The sequence below is a fragment of the Paenibacillus sp. FSL R5-0887 genome (assembly GCF_038002305.1).
GTDB lineage: Bacteria > Bacillota > Bacilli > Paenibacillales > Paenibacillaceae > Paenibacillus_AQ > Paenibacillus_AQ odorifer.
In genome coordinates, this window is the sequence record NZ_JBBOCE010000001.1 from 336,918 (window position 1) to 359,198 (window position 22,281).

Annotated in this window: 21 protein-coding genes; 18 read left to right on the top strand and 3 right to left on the bottom strand. The window is 45.2% G+C overall.

Annotated elements, in window-relative coordinates; all coding sequences use genetic code 11:
- Window positions 1–58: 58 nt before the first annotated feature.
- The 14 genes from MKY14_RS01485 to MKY14_RS01550 all read left to right on the top strand — a co-directional run bounded on the left by MKY14_RS01485 (window position 59) and on the right by MKY14_RS01550 (window position 16,368).
- Entirely contained in the window at window positions 59–265 is a 207-nt protein-coding gene (locus MKY14_RS01485) for a tautomerase family protein (RefSeq protein WP_076130129.1), read from the top strand.
- Entirely contained in the window at window positions 255–1,211 is a 957-nt protein-coding gene (locus tag MKY14_RS01490) for an ABC transporter permease (protein WP_076130130.1), read from the top strand. The genes MKY14_RS01485 and MKY14_RS01490 overlap by 11 nt, the downstream gene beginning before the upstream one ends.
- A 21-nt stretch (window positions 1,212–1,232) precedes the next feature.
- Window positions 1,233–2,117 carry a carbohydrate ABC transporter permease gene (locus MKY14_RS01495; protein WP_139329962.1) on the top strand — a complete coding sequence of 295 codons (885 nt, stop codon included), beginning with the start codon at window positions 1,233–1,235 and terminating at the stop codon, window positions 2,115–2,117.
- A gap of 64 nt (window positions 2,118–2,181) precedes the next feature.
- Entirely contained in the window at window positions 2,182–3,213 is a 1,032-nt protein-coding gene (locus MKY14_RS01500) for a response regulator transcription factor (RefSeq protein WP_076186675.1), read from the top strand.
- Window positions 3,213–5,009 carry a sensor histidine kinase gene (locus MKY14_RS01505; RefSeq protein ID WP_076130133.1) on the top strand — a complete coding sequence of 599 codons (1,797 nt, stop codon included), beginning with the start codon at window positions 3,213–3,215 and terminating at the stop codon, window positions 5,007–5,009. The genes MKY14_RS01500 and MKY14_RS01505 overlap by 1 nt, the downstream gene beginning before the upstream one ends.
- 47 nt (window positions 5,010–5,056) lie before the next feature.
- On the top strand, window positions 5,057–5,818 hold the full coding sequence (locus MKY14_RS01510) for an SDR family NAD(P)-dependent oxidoreductase (protein WP_076280949.1): 762 nt from the start codon (window positions 5,057–5,059) through the stop codon (window positions 5,816–5,818).
- Window positions 5,815–7,893 (top strand): heparinase II/III domain-containing protein, encoded by a 2,079-nt coding sequence (locus MKY14_RS01515; RefSeq protein WP_340975612.1) that lies wholly within the window; start codon window positions 5,815–5,817, stop codon window positions 7,891–7,893. The genes MKY14_RS01510 and MKY14_RS01515 overlap by 4 nt, the downstream gene beginning before the upstream one ends.
- 2 nt (window positions 7,894–7,895) lie before the next feature.
- Window positions 7,896–10,190, top strand: a complete 2,295-nt coding sequence (locus MKY14_RS01520; RefSeq protein WP_340975613.1) for a DUF4962 domain-containing protein — start codon at window positions 7,896–7,898, stop codon at window positions 10,188–10,190.
- 57 nt (window positions 10,191–10,247) lie between these two features.
- Window positions 10,248–11,804: an extracellular solute-binding protein gene (locus MKY14_RS01525; protein WP_340975614.1), complete on the top strand. Its 1,557-nt coding sequence runs from the start codon at window positions 10,248–10,250 to the stop codon at window positions 11,802–11,804.
- A 167-nt stretch (window positions 11,805–11,971) separates the two neighbouring features.
- A complete protein-coding gene (locus MKY14_RS01530) occupies window positions 11,972–12,370 on the top strand; it encodes a hypothetical protein (RefSeq protein WP_076186664.1) in 399 nt (132 codons plus the stop codon).
- Between the two features lie 143 nt (window positions 12,371–12,513).
- Window positions 12,514–13,686, top strand: a complete 1,173-nt coding sequence (locus MKY14_RS01535; RefSeq protein WP_340975615.1) for a serine hydrolase domain-containing protein — start codon at window positions 12,514–12,516, stop codon at window positions 13,684–13,686.
- A gap of 48 nt (window positions 13,687–13,734) precedes the next feature.
- Window positions 13,735–14,556: an ABC transporter permease gene (locus MKY14_RS01540; protein ID WP_076191374.1), complete on the top strand. Its 822-nt coding sequence runs from the start codon at window positions 13,735–13,737 to the stop codon at window positions 14,554–14,556.
- Window positions 14,553–15,335, top strand: a complete 783-nt coding sequence (locus MKY14_RS01545) for an ABC transporter permease (protein ID WP_036689373.1) — start codon at window positions 14,553–14,555, stop codon at window positions 15,333–15,335. Before MKY14_RS01540 ends, MKY14_RS01545 begins: the two co-directional genes overlap by 4 nt.
- 34 nt (window positions 15,336–15,369) lie before the next feature.
- The gene (locus MKY14_RS01550; protein ID WP_248549246.1) at window positions 15,370–16,368 is read left to right on the top strand and encodes an ABC transporter ATP-binding protein; all 999 of its coding nucleotides are present in this window, start codon (window positions 15,370–15,372) and stop codon (window positions 16,366–16,368) included.
- Here the strand turns inward: MKY14_RS01550 and MKY14_RS01555 are convergent.
- Window positions 16,359–16,928 (bottom strand): TetR/AcrR family transcriptional regulator, encoded by a 570-nt coding sequence (locus MKY14_RS01555; RefSeq protein ID WP_076130142.1) that lies wholly within the window; start codon window positions 16,926–16,928, stop codon window positions 16,359–16,361. The genes MKY14_RS01550 and MKY14_RS01555 overlap by 10 nt on opposite strands.
- 163 nt (window positions 16,929–17,091) lie before the next feature.
- On the opposite strand from MKY14_RS01555, the gene MKY14_RS01560 reads away from it, so the two are divergent.
- From MKY14_RS01560 to MKY14_RS01570, 3 genes are read left to right on the top strand one after another with little or no spacing between them, the layout of a single operon-like run.
- The gene (locus MKY14_RS01560) at window positions 17,092–18,030 is read left to right on the top strand and encodes a ketopantoate reductase family protein (protein ID WP_076301205.1); all 939 of its coding nucleotides are present in this window, start codon (window positions 17,092–17,094) and stop codon (window positions 18,028–18,030) included.
- 27 nt (window positions 18,031–18,057) lie between these two features.
- Window positions 18,058–18,699: a histidine phosphatase family protein gene (locus MKY14_RS01565; protein ID WP_340393957.1), complete on the top strand. Its 642-nt coding sequence runs from the start codon at window positions 18,058–18,060 to the stop codon at window positions 18,697–18,699.
- 15 nt (window positions 18,700–18,714) lie between these two features.
- Window positions 18,715–19,305, top strand: a complete 591-nt coding sequence (locus MKY14_RS01570; protein ID WP_076130145.1) for a class I SAM-dependent methyltransferase — start codon at window positions 18,715–18,717, stop codon at window positions 19,303–19,305.
- 71 nt (window positions 19,306–19,376) lie between these two features.
- Here the strand turns inward: MKY14_RS01570 and MKY14_RS01575 are convergent, their stop codons facing one another.
- Together MKY14_RS01575 and MKY14_RS01580 are read right to left on the bottom strand one after the other, a co-directional pair.
- Entirely contained in the window at window positions 19,377–19,472 is a 96-nt protein-coding gene (locus tag MKY14_RS01575) for a sporulation protein YjcZ (protein WP_081383126.1), read from the bottom strand.
- Window positions 19,473–19,584: 112 nt separating this feature from the next.
- Window positions 19,585–20,985: an RsmB/NOP family class I SAM-dependent RNA methyltransferase gene (locus MKY14_RS01580; RefSeq protein WP_076130146.1), complete on the bottom strand. Its 1,401-nt coding sequence runs from the start codon at window positions 20,983–20,985 to the stop codon at window positions 19,585–19,587.
- Between the two features lie 157 nt (window positions 20,986–21,142).
- Between MKY14_RS01580 and MKY14_RS01585 the strand changes: the two genes are divergently transcribed.
- Window positions 21,143–22,279: a glycosyltransferase family 4 protein gene (locus MKY14_RS01585; protein ID WP_036689393.1), complete on the top strand. Its 1,137-nt coding sequence runs from the start codon at window positions 21,143–21,145 to the stop codon at window positions 22,277–22,279.
- The last annotated feature ends 2 nt before the right edge of the window (window positions 22,280–22,281 follow it).

Consider the following 22,281-nt stretch of genomic DNA (forward strand, 5'->3'; position numbering starts at 1 on the left):
TATTGTAGGTAGAATGAGGTTAGATTCATTCACTATTTAAGGAAATGGAGGAAAGCCGATGCCACATATTGAGATTAGGATGTACGAAGGCCGAACGAGTGAGCAGAAGGAGGAGATAGTCACCGTATTCACGCGGGAGTTATCCCGAATTATTGAACGGGAGGAACGATTTATTACCGTCGAATTTCAAGAAATTCCCCTGGATGAGAATGCTCCGGCGAACCTGCTGAAAACAGGACCTATAGGAAACGGTTATGAAAGCTAAGTTAACTGGGGTTGACCTTATTAACTACAAAGCCGACACGAAAAGGTCCTTGCTTTTAAACATGTGGAAATTCAGAGCACTCTATGTGATTGCGATTCCCGGGATCTTGTATTTTATTATTTTCAAGTACTTGCCGTTGGCTGGTTCAGTTATTGCGTTTCAGAACTACAATATTTTTAAAGGCTTTACAGGCAGTGAATGGGTGGGACTCGAGCACTTTAGGACGATGTTCCAATACCAGGATTTCGGAAGAATCTTGAGCAATACAATTCTGCTAGGCTTGTATGATCTTATATTCGCCTTTCCGGCTCCAATATTGCTTGCGCTTCTGCTGAATGAAATTCGGCTTGTGTTTTACAAACGGTTTTTGCAAACGGTGGTTTATATGCCCCATTTCCTGTCTTGGGTAATTGTCAGCGGTATCGCCTTGGGTATCCTCTCCCCAGGAACAGGGATTGTGAATCAGGCTTTACAAGCTTTCGGCTTTGAACCGATTTATTTTCTTGGTGAAAATTCATACATTCGCACGATTTTGATCAGTTCCGGTATCTGGAGGGATTCCGGGTACGGTACGATCATTTATCTGGCCGCGTTGGCAGGAATAAACCCAGATCTTTATGAGGCTGCTGAAGTAGACGGAGCCGGGCGCTGGAAACAAACCTTAGCCATTACACTGCCGTCTCTGATACCGACGATTATGATTTTGTTCCTTCTCCATATCGGGAGATTTCTTGATCTTGGCTTCGAGCGGGTATGGGTATTCCTGAACGCGCTTAATACCGGGAACGGGGAGATTCTGGACACTTATATCTATAAGGCGGGGCTGCTGTCTCAGCAATACAGCTATACAACAGCAGTGGGGCTATTCAAGTCGGTAGTTGGACTCATTCTGGTGCTCATCGGCAACATTTTGAGCAAAAAAACAACCGGTGAATCGCTGTATTAATCGCTCTTTATGGAGGTAGGGATGATGAGAGTACGCTATACTCGCGGCCAGAATCTATTTAATGTGTTCAATCTTTTGTTTCTGACCGCTCTCGCTTTGGCTATGTTTCTGCCGTTTCTGAATGTGATTGCCCAGTCCTTTAGCAGCTCTGAAGCAATTATTAATGGCAGGGTAGGCTTGCTGCCAAAGGAATTTACCGCGATCAATTATCAGTACGTTTTCAGCGATCATTCCATTTGGCGGGCGTTCGGTGTTTCCGTCTATATTACGGTACTGGGCACCGCCATTAATCTGATTGCGACAGCTTCTCTCGCTTATCCGGTGTCGCGGCCGGAATTCGTAGGACGTAAATACATCGTCATGATGGTATTGTTCACTATGGTATTCAGTGCCCCTCTTATTCCAAACTTTATCCTGATCAAAAATTTGGGGCTTATGAACTCCTTATGGGCACTTATGATTCCGGGGGCCATCAGCGCATTTAACTTTTTCGTGATGAGAAGCTTCTTTATGCAGCTGCCTCAGGAGCTGATAGATTCCTCCAGAATCGATGGGTGTGGCGAGCTGCGGATCATAGTCAATATGGTACTGCCGTTGTCCAAACCGGTAATGGCCTCATTGGGGATTTTTTACGCCGTCGGGCACTGGAATACGTACATGAGCGCTCTGTATTATATCAACAAGCCGTCATTATGGCCTCTGCAAGTGATGTTGAAGAAGCTCTTCGAGACGGACGATATCAGCATTGATCCGGCTTCCTCAGTTTATAGCTCTTTGGCCCACACCTCACCTGAGGGCATCAAAATGGCTGTTATCATTGTCGCTACTATTCCGATTATCATGATTTATCCGTTTCTTCAACGCCATTTCGTTAAAGGAATGATGGTCGGATCCGTCAAATCCTGATCTATCATAGTGTGGTAGAATAGGAACGCGTTAAGCGAGACGAATCGGAAGGTGGTATCCATGGATGAGATGTGTATTAATCGTAGACGACGAGCCCATGATTCGAAAGGGACTTTCTATCATGATCCAGCAATGCGGCGAGCATCCGTATAACATTAAGCTGGCCCAGAATGGCGAGGAGGCCATCCAGCTCATTATGGAGGAGCAGCCGGATTTTCTTTTTACAGATATCCGTATGCCCAAGGTAGACGGACTGGAGCTGTGCCGGCGGCTGTCGGAGATGGAGACGGATATTCAGACTGTTGTCATCTCGGGTTATGGGGATTTTGAATACGCCCGCCAATGCGTGTCCTATGGAGTGAAAGAATATCTCCTGAAACCCGTGAGCAAAGGGAACCTTCAAAATGTGATCGCCAAACTGGAAGCGCATAGAGAGAAGTTAGAGAGTTTTGTCTCTGTTGCTAAGCTCGATGAATGGGTCGTGCGTATGGATGATGCCATCTGGACCTTGGATAAAGAAAGGCTGTACCTTGTACTGAAGGAATGGGAAACTGACTTCCTCCAGCGTAAGATGAGCCGGATTCAGCAAAAAGAGCTTCTGGAAGAGGGCTATGCTTTACTCGTGAAGAAGCTGCTTGTCAATTCAGTTACACCCGGTAAAAGCGTGTTAGACTTGTCCGCAGCAGCTGGACCTGAGCAGTTATTTCACTGCTTCGCAGAAGCGTCAGCAGCTATATTGGAAGAGCTTCGTAGAAAGCGCAAGGGTAAAGCGAAGGATCCGATAGAGGAAGCTAAAGCATTTATTGAAAAGCATCTCGCCCAGGAAGTATCGCTGGAAGAAGTGGCGGAAGTGCTTGGGCTAAATGCCTCTTATTTCAGCCAGATGTTTAAGCACTCAACAGGAGAGACCTTTGTACATTACCGCATAAAACGCAGGATGGAGAAGGCCAAAAGATTACTTGCCGATGCAAGCTATCGGATCACCGATATTTCCTATGAAGTCGGGTATGCAGACCATCCTCATTTTACGAAGACGTTCAAAAAGTTCACCGGGCTGGCTCCTTCTGAGTACCGCAACCAGCTGGGGATCGATTGATGAGAAAGAGTCTGTCGAACAAGCTGTTTGCCTCCTTTCTGACCGTCATTCTTCTATCCTTGTCCATGGTTGGATTCATCTCTTATTTTCAGGCTTCGGCTGAGCTGGATAAGTCTTCTGAGAAGTCCATTGCTCAAGTCATCAGAAGTGCGTCTTATCAAACGGATCTGTATTTGCAAAATTATGAAAAGGCTAGCGATTCCATCCTGTCCTACAATCAAGTCAAGGAGTTCTTGGATATGGACCCGGAGGATAGCTTCTCCTACTATCAATATACGAATGACATTCAGAAGTATTTGTTTCGTTCTTTGTTTATTCTGTATCCCCAGATTAATCTGATGTACGTCATCGGTGAACACGGCAAGGCCATTAGCGATGATAACTCCTATCAGGCGCATAGCCTGCAGTTTCATCCTCAGGAACGCTACCGTTTCTTAAGCGAACATACGCCGGAGAGCGGCCGCATCACCATTCTCAACACGAATGTGATGAATGAAGGGGATAAGAACATTATTACGATGGTCCGCCGAATCAGAGGGGTCTCTTCCTATCGTCCCAAAGGTATAGTCGCCATTGAATTCAAGGCAGAGGATCTGGCCCGTATATGGGAACCTCTTGATCTGGGACAGGGCGGGTCCTATTTTATCATGGACGAATTCGGCAAGCTCCTTTACCGGGCGGAAGGGAATAATAACCACCCTGGGTTATCTGCTGAGCACATTCAGAACGTATTTCAACACCCAAATGACTCTGTGGTGGAAAAAGTAGACGGGAAAGAGTATTTGTTCGTGTCGAGAAAATCCGAATATTCCAAATGGCAGCTTGTAGTATCCATACCCGTTGGTGAGCTGCGCAAGCCTATTTCTACCATTCGTACGACCACGCTGGTGGTGGGAGTTCTCACGCTTGTCGGCACACTGCTCCTTGCAGCCTGGTTCGGACGATCCATCACGAAGCCCATCCTGATTCTTAAGGAGGGCATGAGGGAGACGGAAAAAGGCAAGTGGCGCAGGCTTGAGATGAACGGCCGTCAGGATGAACTGGGGGGATTGATGCGCAGCTACAATCTCATGGTGACCCGGCTGTCCGAAATGATTGAGCGGGTATACGAAGCGGAGCTTACCACCCAGAAGGAGGCTCTGGAGCGTCATCAAGCTGAATTCCAGGCACTCCAGCTGCAGATTAATCCGCACTATCTATATAACACATTAGAGACTATCAAATGTTATGCGGTCGTTCAGGATTCGGATGAAATCACAGAAATAGTGGAGGCCATGGCATTCATGCTTCGCTACTCCATCCAAACTAATCTGGAGGAAATTACGATTGCCAATGAGCTTAATCATGTACTGAGCTACATGACGATTCTCAAGCACCGGATCGGCAGGGAGTTCGAAATTGACGTAGTGATTCCGCCGACGCTGCTACTGGCTAAGATGGTCAGGCTGACACTTCAGCCCTTGATCGAAAATATTTTTCAGCATGCGTTTCCCGAGGGAATTGAAGACAAGCACTATATTAGAATCGACGCCAGAAAAGAGGGAGATCGTTTTCTAGTTCTTGTAGAGGATAACGGCGCAGGGATGTCCCGCGAACGGCTTGATAAGCTTCGTGAGAAGCTGAATCTGAATCAGCTGGCGGATACGGAAGGAGACTCCCTCTATCATAGAGGTGGAATCGGGCTCATGAACGTGCACCGGAGAATTCAAATGGTGTTCGGTGAACAATACGGATTAAGTGTCGAAAGCGTGGAGAATGAGGGAACCCGATTGATCTTATCCATGCCTGCGGAGTGAGGAAAAAGATGTTTTCAGAAAAAATTACTATTAGGAGGAAATAGGCAATGAAAATTGATTTGACTGGTAAAATTGCGCTTGTTACAGGGTCCAATGCAGGGATAGGCCGACAAATCTTGGAGACTTTGGCTGCTTCCGGCGCCAAAGTGGCGGTAAACTATTTGTTCGGTTCTGCGGAGGAGACGGTGGACGCGATCCGTCAGGCCGGAGGAGAAGCTTATGCTTTTCAGGCAGACGCAACAAGTCCTGGTCAACTGGACAATATGGTGAAGGAAATAGAGGAGCATTTCGGCGGAACCATCGATATTCTCGTCAACAATGCAGGCGGCATGATCAATCGGGTTCCCAATACTGAAATGAACGAAGAGCATTACAACAAGGTGATGGACGTCAATTTTAAATCATGCGTGTTTGCCTGCAAAGCCGTATCCGCAGGGATGATTGCCAAGAAAAGCGGTAAAATCATCAATGTATCTTCCCTTGCGGCCCATGACGGCGGCGGACCGGGCGCTTCCATTTATGCAGCGGGCAAAGCTGCGGTATGGTCTTATACCAAGGGACTTGCCAAGGAGCTGAGTCCTCACGGGATTAATGTAAACGCTATCTCTCCTGGATTTATCGGTCAGACCGCTTTCCATGCTACCTTTACTGCGGATGCGGCAAGACAGGCAACGATTGCGAAGATTCCGCTGGGCCGGGAAGGTGCTCCACAGGATGTGAGCAATGTGGCACTCTTCCTCGCTTCAGAGCTGTCGGATTATCTGACAGGCGAAATTATTGAAATTAACGGAGGCTTGTTCATGCGATGATGAACCTTAAGGAGAAAGCAGATACTTTTTCCTGGGTTGGTCTTGAGGTGGATAAATTGAAAATGGAGCTGGATCCCTTCCGGAGAGAAGAGATTCTGCTCCCGACAGAACCTGGTGGCTGGTGGCACCAATATGTATGTCCCCAGCATCATACTGAGCTAATCTTCGATGTTATGGAGCAAGATGCGGTTGTCTTTTCTTGCCCGAAGGGCTGCAAGCTTGAAGGTGAACCCTACCGGGGAGCATGGCTGGTATACCGGCATCAGGCAATGGCGCGATACGCCCTGCAATCTGCCGTGGTATTCGCCGCAGACGGAGAAGAATTCTACAGCAGCTTAGCCCGGAAGATTCTTGTCGGTTATGCGGAGCAGTTTCCTTTGTATCCGGTTCATCCCGATGCTCAACCCTGGATGCTTAGTGGCCGTGCCTTTCATCAGGCGCTGACAGAGGCTATCTGGTCCACTACGCTTATTCGGGCCTATCTGCTGCTTGTGGATCATGGAGTAACGTTCACTGGGGAGGAAGAGGTAAAGCTGCAAGTGTTCTTCACGATGCTGGAGGAGAGTATGGAGCAATACCGCCACATCCTCATTTACGAGAAGAAGAATGCAGAGAACAATTATACCGCATGGCTGAATGCTAGCCTGGCTTGTGTATATGCCGCCAAAGGTACCAGAGAAAAGCTTGCTTCTTTGCTGGAGGGAGAAGGCGGATTCTATCATCATCTGTCCATTGGCGTGAAGCCAGATGGTTTTGAATTTGAAGGCAGCACGTACTACCATATTTTTGTATTGCGGGCTTATCTCATAGCAGCCGAGATGTACGGGCGCTTCGGGATTGACCTCTATGCTGCCAAAGGAGAACAGGGACAATCCATCCGTGGCATGTTTCAGTTGCTGGCAGAGCTTAGCGGCGATAACGGGGAGCTTCCAGCCGTGCATGATGGTCCTTATGCGCGCGTTCCTTTCGCCCGAGAAATTGCTGAAGTATTTGAAATAGGTATTGCGGTTTACAAAGACCCGAGTCTCCAGCCAATACTGGCGAATGCTTATAGATATCTATACGGGCAGGAATTAAGGACTGGTCTGGAGGCAGTGCTGTATGGAGCAGGTGAGAGTAAGGAGCTTCAGACCAGTTACAGGGTGAGAGACTCTGTCCTACTGCCCGATTCCGGATTCGCCGTGCTCCGCCACCCGGGCAATCCGCTGTCCGTGCTGGCGGATTTCGGAGAGCATGGCGGATCACATGGACATTTCGACAAGCTTCATATCACGATTATGCACCGATGGGGCGAGGTTGCTCCCGAACTGGGTATGGTTCCTTATGGATCTGTTTTGCGCAAGGAATGGTATTCCGAAACTGCGAGCCATAACACGGTCACCATCGGAGGTCGTTCCCAAGCTCCACATACCGGAAGCTGCTGTCAATTTCGCCAGGAAGGCAACGCTACGTACTTATGGATTCGTTCAGACGGCGCCTATGAAGGAGCTGTTCTAGAGCGGCATCTTGTATTGGCCGACGGTTGGCTGCTGGATTGGTTTCATGTTGAGCAAGTAACGGAGCGGAGTCAGGAAGTAGACTTATGGTTTCATCCGACGGGACATTTGCTGTTACCGTTCGACCCTCACCGTGTCCAGAAGGATTCTCCGGCAGTCCTTGGACTGGAAGCGGGTTATGGCTCAGTAGAAGTACTGTCCGCAATGAAAAATGAGACGGACTGTCCGTTAAATACGGAGTGGAATATCCGTTATGATGGAGTGAGCACCTGCCGGGAGTATGAAGTATCCACGAGTACTCTACTGGCGCCCGGCTCCACTATGTATGAAATCCGCACACCGGGTAATGCCGAAGACCCGAGTAGATTGCTACGAGGCATTATGCTTCGGCACAAAGGCCCGTCGGTTGATTTTATTACGGTTTATCGGGACGGTCACGAACCTGCTGTACTGAAGCTAGTCAGTCAGGTGGGCGAACCGCCCCAAATCCAAATAGCAACAACTGGGCAAGCAGTGGTGTATTGCCTTGACCCTAAAGCGGGACTGATTCAGGAAAAGTCCCGGAATACGGAGGAGTAGAGATGTTAGAACCTTTATTTCAACCTACCAGCGGCGTACTCGACCTGTCATATGGGCCAGATGAACATACAGATGTTAGAGAGAATCCTCCGCGGTTTACATGGATGCCTGCATGTCTGGAAGAGAGTATGTATGAGCTGCAGATCTCCTCAAACACTGAATTTAAGCCGGAAGGCACGTTGACCTACAGTAGAATTCCCTATAATTTGTTTACCCCGGATAAGCCGTTGGCACCCGGCTCGTATTATTGGCGATACAGTCTTATCAGGGAGAATGATATTCGTTGCGAGTGGAGTAAAGTAAGAGCTTTTGTGGTGGAGGATGAATTGCCGCTAACGCCACTGCCTTCCCGTACAGAACGATATTCAGCTGCTTCCGCCAACCATCCGCGGCTTTGGCTTCAATCGGAGCAACTTCCGTCTTACCGGGAAGTTGTCCGCCAAGACCCCATTTCAACTGGCTGGGAAGACTTCCTGAAGCATTCCGTTCTACCCTGGACAAAGCGCGAGCTTATTCCCGAGCCTGCACCGTATCCAGATAATAAGCGTGTCGCCACACTTTGGCGGCAGATGTATATGGACTGCCAGGAAGTCTTCTATGCTATCCGGCATCTTGCTATAGCTGGAGTTGTGTTGGAGGACGAGGCGCTTATCGCCAAAGCTAAAGAGTGGCTGCTTCATGCTGCAAGCTGGAACACAGATGGTACCACCAGCCGGGATTACAACGATGAATGTTCCTTTCGCATAGCCGGAGCGTTGGCATGGGGCTATGATTGGCTTCACGGCTCTCTGACGGAAGAAGAACGCATTAAGGTAAGGCAGGCGCTACTGCGAAGAACCGGGCAGATCGCATTCCATGTCATCGAACGCTCCCGCATCCATCAAGTTCCTTATGACAGCCATGCGATCCGCTCTTTATCCTCTGTTCTCGTACCCTGTTGTATTTCCATGTTGGGTGAGGAGGAGAAGGCGCAGGAATGGCTTGATTATACGCTGGAGTACTTCTCCGCCATGTATACCCCATGGGGTGGCAAAGACGGCGGGTGGGCCGAAGGTCCGATGTATTGGACCACTCAGATGGCATTCGTTACGGAGGCGCTCAATCTAATTCGCAAATACATGGCAATCAATTTCTATGACCGTCCTTTCTTTCGCAAAACAGGTGACTTTCCGCTCTATTGCTTCAGTCCGGATACCATGAGGGCCAGCTTCGGCGATCAATCGTCACTGGGAGATCCGGTCAATCTCAAAACGGGCTTCAATATCCGTCAATTCGCGGGTTTAACCGGGAATGGCCAGTACCAATGGTATTTTGAGCAAACTAAGGAACTGAACCCTGACACCCAGATGATCTTCTATAACTACGGCTGGTGGGATTTCCGGTTCGATGAGATGGTTTATCGCACAGATTATCCGCAGATTTCTTCAGAGCCACCGGTGGCTGCAGAACCTTTGAAGTGGTTTCAGGATGTGGGATGGGTGGCCATGCATCATCGGATGGAGGATCCGCAGGAACATATCATGCTGTTGACCAAGAGCAGCCGTTACGGCTCTGTGAGCCATAGCCATGGGGATCAAAACGCCTTCCTGCTGCATGCCTTCGGCGAGCCCTTGGCTATTGAAAGCGGCTATTACGTTGCATTCAACAGTACGATGCATATGCAGTGGCGCAGGCAGACCCGCTCCAAGAACGCAATTCTTATTGACGGCAAAGGCCAATATGCTGGCACGGACAAGTCGAAGAACATGGCAGCCTACGGCAAGGTGTTGAAGGCGTATAGTACGCCCGGAATCAACTACACGCAAATGGATGCCACCGAAGCCTACCGCGAGAATGTGCCCTATATCAAGCGGAATGTGCGGGAAATATTTTTCTTTGATAGCGCTTACTTCGTTATCACAGACAGTGTCGAGCTGGAACGTCCGGGAAAATTGGATTGGCTGTTTCATACGCTGTATCCCATGAAACTGAAGGATCAATCTTTTAAAGTACAGGGTAAAAAAGCTCAGTTGGAGGGCAGATTTGTCTATAGTTCCTCGGGAGAAATGACACTTAGCCAAAGCAATCAATTTACAGATGTAGATCCGAAAGAATGGGAAGGGCTGCCCGAGCATTGGCATTTGACTGCCTCTACTCAAGAGGCCGTAAGCCATCGGATCGTCACTCTTCTGATTCCCCAAAAAGCAGGAAGCCGGGATTACGTATCGTACTTTATGGACGATCAGGACCATGGGGTTCATGTCTACTTTACGAATCAGGGAATTACCCACCGGGTTGAGATCCCAAAAGCTTATTAGTCTTAAGATATCTTCATTTTACGTATACACCCCATTGTACAAGGAGAGGGTTATATTATGAAAAAATGGATTGGCATCTGTCTGGCTATCGTAATGGGTGCTACCGTTATTGCAGGTTGCTCGAACAAGGACAAAGAAGAGACTGCCGGAGGCGCGTCAAATACGCCGCAGAAAACTGAATTCTCGATCTCGATGCGGACGCTGGCTTTTAACTATGTTGAGAAATCACCCGACTTGAATAAGGACAAATGGGTGAAAAAGCTGGAGGAGATGACAAACACAGACTTGGATATAGTGTTGGTTCCTCATAAAGAGTTCGAGCAGAAAATGGTGCAGATGTTCGCCACTAATGATATTCCGGATGTCGTTCAAGGTTCGGGCGGCGTAAATGGCAAGGAAATGGCTGGCTCCGTTGAAGCTGGTGTGTTCATGCCCTTGGATGATCTGCTGCAGCAAAACGGCCAGAACCTTTTGAAAGTAATCCCGAAGGAAGCTTGGGAGAACGTCACCTATCAAGGAAAAATTTATGCAATACCGGAGTTTCTGTCCAATCCCTCCCGCCGGGCGACTTGGATTCGCAAGGACCTGCTGGATCAAACCGGCTTGCAGGTTCCAAAAACGGTCGATGAGTACTTGACTGTGTTGCGTGCCTTCAAAAAGCTGGGGATAGAGAACCCGTACATGGGCCGTCAAGACTTCAAATATGCGGATGCTTTCTTTGGCGCTTATGATGTTTTTCCGTATCTGACTATGTTCGAGGAAGTAAACGGCCAGGTTCAGCCGAAGTTTATGGATAGCGAAAATATGATGAAGGCGTTACAAACCTACAACACCATGTATATAGAGGGTTTGATCAATAAGGAATTTGCCACCATTAACCCGACCAACTACAAAAATGCGATTCTCTCAGGCAAAGCGGGCATGTGGACGATGAATGCCAACGAGCTTCTGCAGTGGGAGCAGCAACTGAAGGCTACGACGCCATCCGCCAAGCTGGAGATTATTCCTTCGCCAGTGGGACCTGATGGAAAAGGAGGCTCCTACTTGTACGGCTCCGCCACGCGCACCTACTTTATTAAGGAAGGTACGAAGAATGCTGCGGATATTGTGAAATTTTTTGACTGGATGCTGAGCGAAGAGGCAGAAACCTTCTTTACCTTTGGGATTAAGGACGAAACCTATAAGGAAGAGAACGGCAAAATCGTATACACTTCTCCTGCGGATTCCGCCGCTATAGATGAGGAGCGCTACCGCCAGTCATTCCTCTGGATGGTGCAGGATACTACTTATAATAAGGGTGTCCTTAACATGACAGAAGAAGGTAGAAGCTTGATCAATGTATACGATACTATTCTGGCTAACGAAGGCCGTGACGGAATTCAGTTCGACCCGCGGCTAGATGCCTTGGTGAAGAATCCAGACATTGCACCTAACTCGGACACGGCTCCTCCGGTACTGCTGACGCACATGGTAAAGATGGTATATGGCAAGGAACCTATCAGCGACTGGCCGAAGGTTGTGGAAGAGTGGCTTTCTAAGGGAGGCAACGATGTCATCAAGGAAGCTACGGAAAAATATAATAACAAAGCTGGCGTCACCATGCCTCGCAGATAAACTTATCCTTCAGGGGAGTTGGAATTCAATTAAGGGCTGCCGAGAGGTAGCCTTTTTAGTTAGGGCCAGTTTACTTTAATGTAATATCCAAAGTATGGATTATATGGTAAGTTAAATGGAGACATTCTAATTCTAATGAACTATATAAAAAGAAATGGAGTGATTTCATGAAGATGCGGAATTCAAAAATTTTATATTATCTTGTCTGGATCATAGTGGGGGCGCTCTTATTACATTATGGAAACTCGCTAATTAGTCATTACACTGAAGAGGCACAAAAGAACTATCAATTAGAAAATATTGTATGGATCACGGCTATTGTCCCGTTTGTCTATGGAATCTATCTGGCATTATTAGAAGGATTACCTAAAGCTTTTGTTGTTAATTGGCTTCTGTTGTTTATTGTGTTTCTTCCAAGTTTTCTTCTGCTTATGTATCCAACTTTAGTAATGTATTTTAACATTTCGAATATGGAGATCTACAAATTCGCAACCATACATGATGGAATAGTATTTGGTCTGGTTAGTGGAATGGCACTAGTTAAATCTCTAACGACAAACCGTTAACGAGATTACAGCAATGCTGTTACAGAATTATTGGAGCAGTATAAAATAGTTATATGTAAAATCACCCTTTCAATTATTTGGGTTTTATTGCAAGATATTTATGCATCATGTATTTTATTGAATAATAAGGGGGAGTGCGAATAATGTTATCATCCACAGAGCTTAGCAAGCTGAACGAAGTGAATTACAGGGAGGACCGTTTAGAGGTAGTTAATCATTTTTATGAGGATCTCTGTGATAAAAAAGTAGTCGATGGTTATATTTATTCTCTTAGTCGTTACGGGAAAATCTTTGCTAGTGCTGCCGGAGGTCGTTTCAGTTACGAAGAAGAAAGCACCCAGGAAATGAAAACGGATACAATTTTTCGTGTTGCTTCAATTACGAAGCTATTTACGGCGACAGCGATTTGGCAGCTTGCGGATGATGGTAAGATTTTTATGGGGCAGCCTGTGAGTTCTATTCTTCCAGAGTTTGATGCCGACCCTTTTAAGCCGATTACCATTGCACATTTACTGACTCATACCTCTGGCATCGCTCCCGATCCTGGCACTATAAGTGATACTTACTATAAAAGTGCATGGTGGTATATTTTTGAATCAGAGCTTGGAAAAGAAAACTGGATTAAAGCCGGTCTATCTAAAGGGATTCATTTTCCGGTAGGGACTCAATGGATGTATTCATCGTTTGGATACGCGATCTTGGGTGCAATTATCGAGAAAATAACGGGTGTTTTTGCAGAAAAATACATAATGGACCACATTGTAAAACCGTTAGGCATGAAAGATACCTTCTTTGATATACCAGCAGAAAAAGCTGGTAGGATCGCCATTCGTTCGGAAAGGGCTAAGGAATATCTTCAGAAGCTGCAAAACGGGGAAATTACGGACGCGGGACATAGGTCTGAGGAAGAAATCAACGTTCCCGAAACTGGTGGTGGTTTATATTCCACAGTTGCTGATCTGCAAAAGTTCGGAATTATGCTGCTTAATCAAGGGGAATACGAAGGGGGTCATATCTTAAGCCGTATGGTGGTACAAAGAATGACCAAGCGGTTTAATTCTGAGAAAATCCCAAACTATGCATGGGGAGATGCAGGAGCGGATCGACCATACGGACTTGGACCAGACCTTCGCTATAATGTGAGTACTTCTTACTCTGAAGGCACTTTTTTTCACGAAGGGGCTGGGGCCTGTGCCTTATTCGTTGACCCGGTTGAAAAGCTGATTGCCGTTTGGTATCTTCCTTTTCACAAAGGGGTATGGGACGGTAGAGCGGTATTTGGCACCCACAATGTGATCTGGTCCGGACTCGAATAAGAAAAAGACTTTTTTATGTGATATCTATAGATAGGCAGGATGTGACTTATGTTTGAGATGATAAAGCACCGCTTTCGTATTATGAGGGCGGTTGCTTTTGTTACTTATAAGGAATGGAGTGCGTACAGGACGCATTCGATGGTTTCTATTTTTGTTGGCCCAGTGTACTTTTTAGTGCAGTATTATATATGGAGTGCTGTTTATAGCGGGGAATCTTACATCAACGGGATGTCTCTCTCCCAAATGCTTTCCTATTTTTGTGCTACGATGTTGATCAACTATTTGACGATGGATTTTGCCGATTGGAATTTACAAATGCTTATTCGTACCGGGAAATTCATTACGTTTTCGTTAAGACCGCTAAATCATATGTTCTTTGCTTTGTCTCAGAAGGCAGGGCATAGGGTACTTGGGCTTTTATTTGAATTTTTACCCTGCTTTATGATCTTTTTCTTTATTTTTCATATTGATGTCTTACCCGCAAATTTACTATACGCGATTCTTTCGATAGCTATGGCGTTTATGATGAATTTTTTCATTCATTATAGTATTGGAATGGTCGCCTTTTGGATGGTGCAATCCTCTAGTATTCGTAATTTCTTTAATCTTTGCGAAGGGATATTTTCAGGATCGCTGATTCCATTAGTATTTTTCCCAAAATCCTTACAAATGGCGTCCTTTTTCTTACCCTTTCAATACACGGCCTTTCTTCCCGCAATGGTCTATACAGGTAGCTATACTTTAGCGGATATAACCTTACCTATTCCTCAAGTGTTATTGCTGCAGCTCATAGCGGTAATTATTGCCGGAGTTGTCTGCCGGGTGCTGTATGCGGTGTCGCTTAAGCATTTTACGGGGGTGGGCGCATGAAACGTATGTATCAAATATATAAAACCTGCATGAAGGCGAATATTGCTTCTGCTATCACTTATCGTGTTAATTTTATTCTTAATAGTCTTATCATGCTCATAGGGAATGTGCTGTTTCCTCTAGTAACGGTATTCATTTATAATTCGAATGCTTCATTTGCAGGTTGGACCTTTAAAGAGGCGCTGTTGATTCAATCCGTTTTTATTCTGTCTACGGCTTGTGCCGGGATTTTTTTTAACGGAATTATGTGGAATACGATGTCTCATGTTGTAGAAGGGACTTTGGAAGTGGTATTAATTAAACCGACCTCGAGCCTTTTTCTGCTGTTGGCCAGATCTTTTGAGTTCGAAAGTATCGGGCTTTTAGGCGGAGGAGTAATCATGTTCGTATACGCACTTAGCGGAATCGATGGGATGACCATCGGCTCTTGGTTATTGTTCCTGTTGTTGTTTGGCGCAGGGCTGCTTGTTATGTTCGGCGTGGCGCTTATTGTGGCAGCGATTTCCTTCAAATGGGTAGCCAATTCCCGCTTGCCGGAGATGTTTGAGAGCATTAAGTCTTTTGGACGTTATCCAGGGACGATTTTTCCTAAAGCAGTCGTAGCCGTGAGTTCTTTTCTGTTTCCGGTTTCCATGATTGCTTACTTTCCAGCATCTACACTGATTGGCCGATGGGAACCCTATTTTTTTATAGCGATTATCCCTTGTGTGTTATTTGCTGCCTTCGGAATTTGGCTCTATACATACATGCTTCGCAGTTACAAAAGCGCCGGAGGATAAAAGATTAGTTTAGCTCTAAGAAGGAGAATTTCACTTGGACATTATTACCGTCAAGAACTTAACCAAGCAATATGAAACCTATCACCGTGGACAAGATGCAAAAAGTGTATTTAAAAGTCTGTTTCACCGTGAAAAATCGATCATTACCTCTGTAGAAGATCTTTCGTTCAGTGTTGGAAAAGGAGAAATCATTGGGATTCTGGGTCCAAACGGTGCGGGGAAATCTACGACTATTAAAATGCTGACAGGCGTTCTCTATCCTACATCGGGCGAAATAAATGTTCTAGGGTACAACCCTCATAAGCAGAAAAATCAATATGTAAAACAAATCGGGGTATTGTTCGGACAGAAATCGCAGTTAATATGGGACATTCCCCCATTGGATAGCTTTTATATGAACAAGGAAATCTATGATATTCCTACGAACGACTTTCGTACAAGACTAGACCGATTTGTAAACATGTTTGAGATTGGCGATATTATTACTAAACCCACACGAACCCTTTCCCTGGGAGAACGAATGAAATGCGAGTTTATTATGGCGATGCTTCATTCACCACCTGTGGTTTTTTTGGATGAGCCGACGATCGGGCTGGATGTGATAGCTAAACAAAGAATCAGAGAATTCATTAAGCAAATGAATCAGGAAGGCACCACATTTATTCTGACAACACATGACTTGGAAGATGTAGAGCGTTTGGTTCAAAGAGTCCTTATAATTCATCAAGGGAAAAAAGTATATGACGACAAGTTCTCTGAACTTCGACTGCATCTGGGCGCCAAAAAAGTAGTCAGGCTTTCAGCCGCCACAACAATTGGAGATATTGATCTGCCTGGAACTTTGATATCGGAAAGAATATCGGATTACGAAGTGGAGCTGCTGATCGATACCGAGCAATGTAAAATGGGTGAGTTTCTGCATATTCTTAGCGAAAAGGTAGAGATCCTTGATATATCTATTAAGGAGATTCCCATTGAAAAAATCATCAGCTCCATTTATGAGATGGATACGGGAGAGCATATTCAAGCTTGAGAACGGATCATCTGCAGATTTAGATCGAGCATGGACCATAACTTTTCAGTGATCTCTTTTGCAGAGCAAGGATTACTATGAGTAAACCACCATTCAATCACTCCGACAGTCGCCGAACTCAAAAATTGCACAGATATATCTTTACTCAGCTCATCCAGGTTAAAATTGTTTTCTAAAAATTGTACCTTAATCTGCTCATTTATCATTTCTTGTAATTGGTTTCTAAAGGAGAGTAAAGCTTTGTTTCTTAATAAAGTCTTATAAAAGAGAGCATTCTCCTCCAATTGTTCCAGCGTGCGGAGCAATGACGCCTTCGAGGGATTAGGTTCGGTTTCATCCTCCACTGCGGAGCAGCTTTCGATTAGTTGCTGGAGCTGAGCCGCCAGGCATTTATCCATCAGATCGTATTTATCCGCATAATGGGAATAAATCGTTCCGCGGTTTACATCAGCGCGCTCTGCGATTTCGTTGATCGTTATTTTTTCAAAATCTTTTTCAGCCATCAGTTGAATTAATGCATTCATGATGGCTGTTTGGTTTTTTTTAATTCTTCTGTCCATGGTAAGACTCCCTTTTTATTAAACAATGTATTGTATTCTGTTGAAAAATCAACAAAACCGATCAAACTAACGATTGAACCCTACCGGAGATGTGATAATCTGATTTTATCGAACAGTTGATCAAAATTCAACAAATGTCTAAAAAGGGATAGAGGAGTTAAATATGAGAGTTTTAGTTTTTGGAGCGGGAGTATTAGGCAGCTATCTTGCACATGTTCTAGTGCGTGGGGGAAATGATGTCACCATGCTTGCCAGAGGAAAGCGAGCAGAGCAATTGACGAAAGACGGACTTGTGCTTCGCCATTATTTTCAAATTAAAAACACTGTGGATACAGTAAAGGTCATCTCTACGCTTCGATCCGATGATCTCTATGATCTTATTTTTGTTGTTATGAAATATAATGATTTTCCATCTGTGTTACCTATTCTAGCTGAGAATCAGAGTCAGAATATAATTCTTGTGGGGAACAATGGCGATGCTCCTGGCATGCAAAAGGATCTACAGGAAATGAGCAATGTGAGGAAAAATATACTCTTCGGATTTCAGCTTAGTGCAGGAATTCGGGAAACGAGCGGTCGTGTTATCAAAATACACGCAGGAGGGCAAATGGTACTTGGCAGTTTAGACGGTGAGATCTCAATAAAACACTTACTGGAAAAAGCGTTTGAGAACGCTAAGTATAAGCTAACTTATCATGAGGATATGGATGCTTGGCTCAAAAGTCATATCGTGCCTATAGTGGCTTTGAACTCCCTTAGTTATCTGCATGACGGGGATTTGAAAAAGGTATCCAAAGATAAGAAGCTATTAAAACAAGCCATTTCAGTAATGGACGAGGGGTTTCAAATCATGGAGCAATTAGGTTATACTGTCACTCCAGCAGGGCAAGTTAACTTTGTTCGAAAGCACAAGCAGGCTGTATATTATGGTCTGAGAATAATTCATAAATTACCGTTTATGAAATTAGTGGACGGTTCTTTCAGCGAAATAGCAGCTTTGTTTGATTCATTTGATATTTTGAAGCAACAAGCAAACATTACAACGCCCAATTGGGATCAACTTAAAAAACAAGCGTTTTCGAAGTTTAATGCAAATGTATAACAATCTTGTTCAGGAGGTATACAATCGATGGCTATATATTTTATAAGGCATGGAATAGATGAAGAAGGCTTTCGTGGGGGTTGGAGTCAACGTGGCCTTGTAGTAGAGGGATATAGACAAGCCGAACGTCTTGGATATTATCTTAAGGAAAATCAATCTAGCTTTAACATAACCCGTATTCTTTGTAGTGATTTGCAACGTGCGTTAGATACAGCAAATGAGATCGCCAGAGAGCTTAATTTGCCTGTTGAAAGCAGCCAGTATTGGAGAGAAACGAACAATGGTGTAATCGCTGGAATGCCCCATGAAATCGCAAATGAACGATACCCGGGTCTTTATTTCTCGGCTTTAAGAATGGATGAGAGATTTCCAGGAGGAGAAAGTCCTCAGGAATTTTTTACGCGAATAAGTTCAAGTTTCTCAAAACTATGTAATGAACTGGAGAGTACTGATCCAAATGAAAATGTAATTATGGTCACTCATGGTGGCGTAATTAATGTTATATACCATATTTTAAAAGGGCTAACGTGGACGAATAAGAATGCTCATTTCCCGACTTCATATACTAGTATTCATAAAATAGAGTATCAAGCAGATAAGTGGGCAGTTACAGCAGAAAATCTTACGGAACATATATCAAGGGATCAGGCTACTGGTATGGCCAATTGATTGGGAGGTACAAATATGGGTTTATTGAATGCGCTGATTGAGCAAGCCAAGAATCCTAGAGGGTTCGTAGGAAATATCATGATCAAAATCATGAATCAGGCACATACCAGCATCACAACATGGGGGCTTAGAAAAATAGAAATTAAGAGTGGCGCTCCTATCCTGGACATAGGCTGTGGTGGCGGTCAAACTATACATACGTTAGCAAAACAAAATAAACAACATGAAATTTACGGCATAGATTACTCACAACAAGCTGTAGAGACATCTATTCAAAAAAACAATAAGGCTGTTGCCGCTGGTAGGGTGAGGATTAGTCAGGGAGATGTGTCGGCGTTACCGTTCAACGATGGATTTTTTGGGACGATCACAGCGATTCAGACACATTATTTCTGGCCGGACCTCGAACACGATATAAGTGAAGCATTTAGGGTGCTGATAGCAGGCGGTACATTTGTTATTATTTCTGAGATCTATAAAATCAATTATCATATGAAGCAATTTACTAAGAGCGAAGAGATGGAGCAGTTATTACGGAAATCGGGCTTTCAAACGGTAAATATTCACGAGAATAACAAATGGAGATGTTATGTCGGAAAGAAATAAAGCGGCCGCACCGCCCCAAAAAAGGACGACACAGCCGCTTCGTTTCACCAGCTAATTAAGCCGGGAAGGTTTTAAACAAACAACGAACGGGAAATGATGACCAGCAAGATGAAAAGTACCAAAATCGCTCCGGTCGAAGTGAAAGCTCCTCCTTGAAATTCACCCATGATTTATTCCTCCTCAACTTATGTCTTCTTCTCAATTGCTGTGACTGGTGTCGCAGCTTTCTGAGATAATGACATCATATGCCGAAGAGGGCCTGTTGTACTGGTCTATGGCCTATTGCTCGTCAATATGGGCTTTTAGGATACGTAATCCTTTAGGAAGATGATTTTTAAGCTGGCCTAAACTCGCCTTGCCCCAACTAATTGGCAAACCATCTAAAGTTACAAGTGTCCATCCATGTAATTCGCTGGGGACAGGCAGGCTTTCACCGCGGAGCCAAGCATGTATTTCCGGGCCCTCACTGCTGAGATCAAAGCTTCGTGATGCTTGTAGGGGCTGAAGTGCCATAGCTAATGCATGAGCAGGTTCAATCCGATTTTTCTTCAAATGGGCAATATGTAGTCCAGCTCGTGGAATACGCAGTCCGTCCAGCAGCCCGGCATGGAGGTTGCCATTGAAGGATTCTGGCAGCAAATAAAGAGATTCGCCGAAGAGCAGGGGTACACCTTGGCATGAAAGACCAGGCAGTTCTACCGCAGCCCAGTCTTGAAAAAGCTGGTAGGCATCACGTACAGAAGAATTAGTTTTTGGGTTGTTTTTGCTTCGGCGTTTTTTGGCGTTGCGGTTGGCATCGTCATTCACGGATACAGTGTCAATTTGCTTACGCAGGAGTGCAACAAAGTGACCTTCGCCCTTTTCTAAATGCGGCCAAAGGCGTTTGCAGGTGAGTAGTTCCATATCGGGGTAACTAGCCGTCAATCGAGCAATGGTTTCTTCATTCTCTTGACGGTTAAAGGTGCAGGTAGAGTAAGCTAAAGTACCCCCTGGTTTAAGCATAATGTAGGCGTCTTGCAGGATATCCCATTGTCTCGCTGCGCACATAACTACATGAGCAGGAGACCATTCTTGAATGGCTTTTGGATCTTTTCGGAACATGCCTTCTCCAGAACAAGGAGCATCCAGCATAATTCGGTCAAAAGCTTGCGGGAAACGCGCAGATAGCTGTTCTGGTGTTGCACAGGTTACGAGGGTATTCTTAATGCCCAGACGTTCAACGTTCTCTGCTAGAATTTTTGCGCGTTCCGGATGGATTTCATTAGAGATTAAGAGGCCTTGTCCCTGCATTAAACCAGCGATATGCGTAGTTTTACCTCCAGGGGCTGCTGCAAGATCGAGGACGGTTTCACCGGGTTCAGGTGCCAGCAGTTCAGCTGCGGACATTGCGGAAGGCTCCTGAATATAATATAGTCCAGCTGCATGGTAAGGATGTCTGCCTGGTCGAGCGGGCTCATCATAATAAAACCCGCCCTGGCACCATGGGATAGGCTTCAAATTAAATTGTGAGACTGTACGGTCCACCGCAACTTGGCCTATGGCTGAGGTGCTTTTTAGCGGATTAAAGCGCAGTCCTTGAGTTCGTGGTGCTGAATAACTTTCTAGAAAAGCATCTGCCTCTTGCCCCAGCATTTCTTTAATAGATGCGGTGTAAGAGGCAGGCAGCTGTTCTTCCTTCATAGCTCATTCTCCTTTTTCTTAGTTGCTGTTTCATGTTTATACCGATAAAATCAAGGTATGGGGAACGTAATCGTACCTGAAATTCTACATATATTCAACTATATCATAATTGCCGAGTCTTACAGTACACAGGGCAATTGTAAAGGGGATGTACCATATGAATTTGCTGCAAGCGCTCTTCTTCCCGCCGGAGCAACCCGGTGGTGTATCATCTATGATCCCTTATCTTCAGGAAAGATTCCGTTCAAGCCGTTGGGAGATGGATTTGTTTTGGCTGCCTAAGCGGATTCGCAATAAGGGGCATGAGGAAGTAATATTCGAGACGTTTGATTGGACGCAGTATGGAGAAAGTCCGATCGTTCAGAAATATATTCAGACCTATCGTGATTATTTATGGTGGACAAAACTGCGGATGAGTAAGCCTTATGATCTTATTCATTCTCATCATCCGATTGCTGGCTTAGCGATGAAAAAAGTGTTCCCTGATACTCCGTTAATTCATACCCTGCATTCCAGTTACGAGCGAGAATTGATTCTAAATGGAGCGATTTCCGAGGATGGCTTGGAGCATCGTTTTCTAGTCTCACTTTATCGTGAACTTGAGCATGTTAGTGATCGATTAATGACGGTGTCGCGATCTTTTGCAGATTATGTGGCCCCTTATATTATTGATCCTTCTAATATAGGTGTTATTCCGAATGGTTTTGATGAAAAAAGATTTAAGCCTGTTCCGCATGATAACGCTATTCCGCAGCTAGTGACCGTGACACGTCTGGTTCCGGCTAAAGGAATAGATATATTACTCAAAGCTTGCGCGGAGCTTAAAAATCGCGGCCATGAGTATGTACTGCATATTATTGGCGACGGTCCTTCACGTGCGGATCTGGAAAAGATGGCCCAACATTTAGGGATCTATAATGAAACGATCTTTTACGGATATACGCTGCACCCTGAAGAATTCATGCCATTCTTTGATATTTTCGTATTGCCCTCTCGGGCGGAGGCGTTCGGTTCAGTGTTTGCGGAAGCGGCACTTAGCTGCCTGGCTTTAGTGGGGACAAATGTGGGCGGAATACCGGAGCAGATTGAAGATGGTGTGAATGGTTTATTGGTCAGTCCTGACGATGAGATTGCTCTTGCTGATGCATTAGAGAAGGTGATATCTGATCCGGCTTATCGTTATGAGCTTTCACGTTCCGCATGGGATAAAGCCAAAAGCCTATATTCGTTGACAAGAGTTGCTAATGAACTAAAAAAAACCTATTTACAGTATCCCTCAGGAACGAAAGGGTGAAC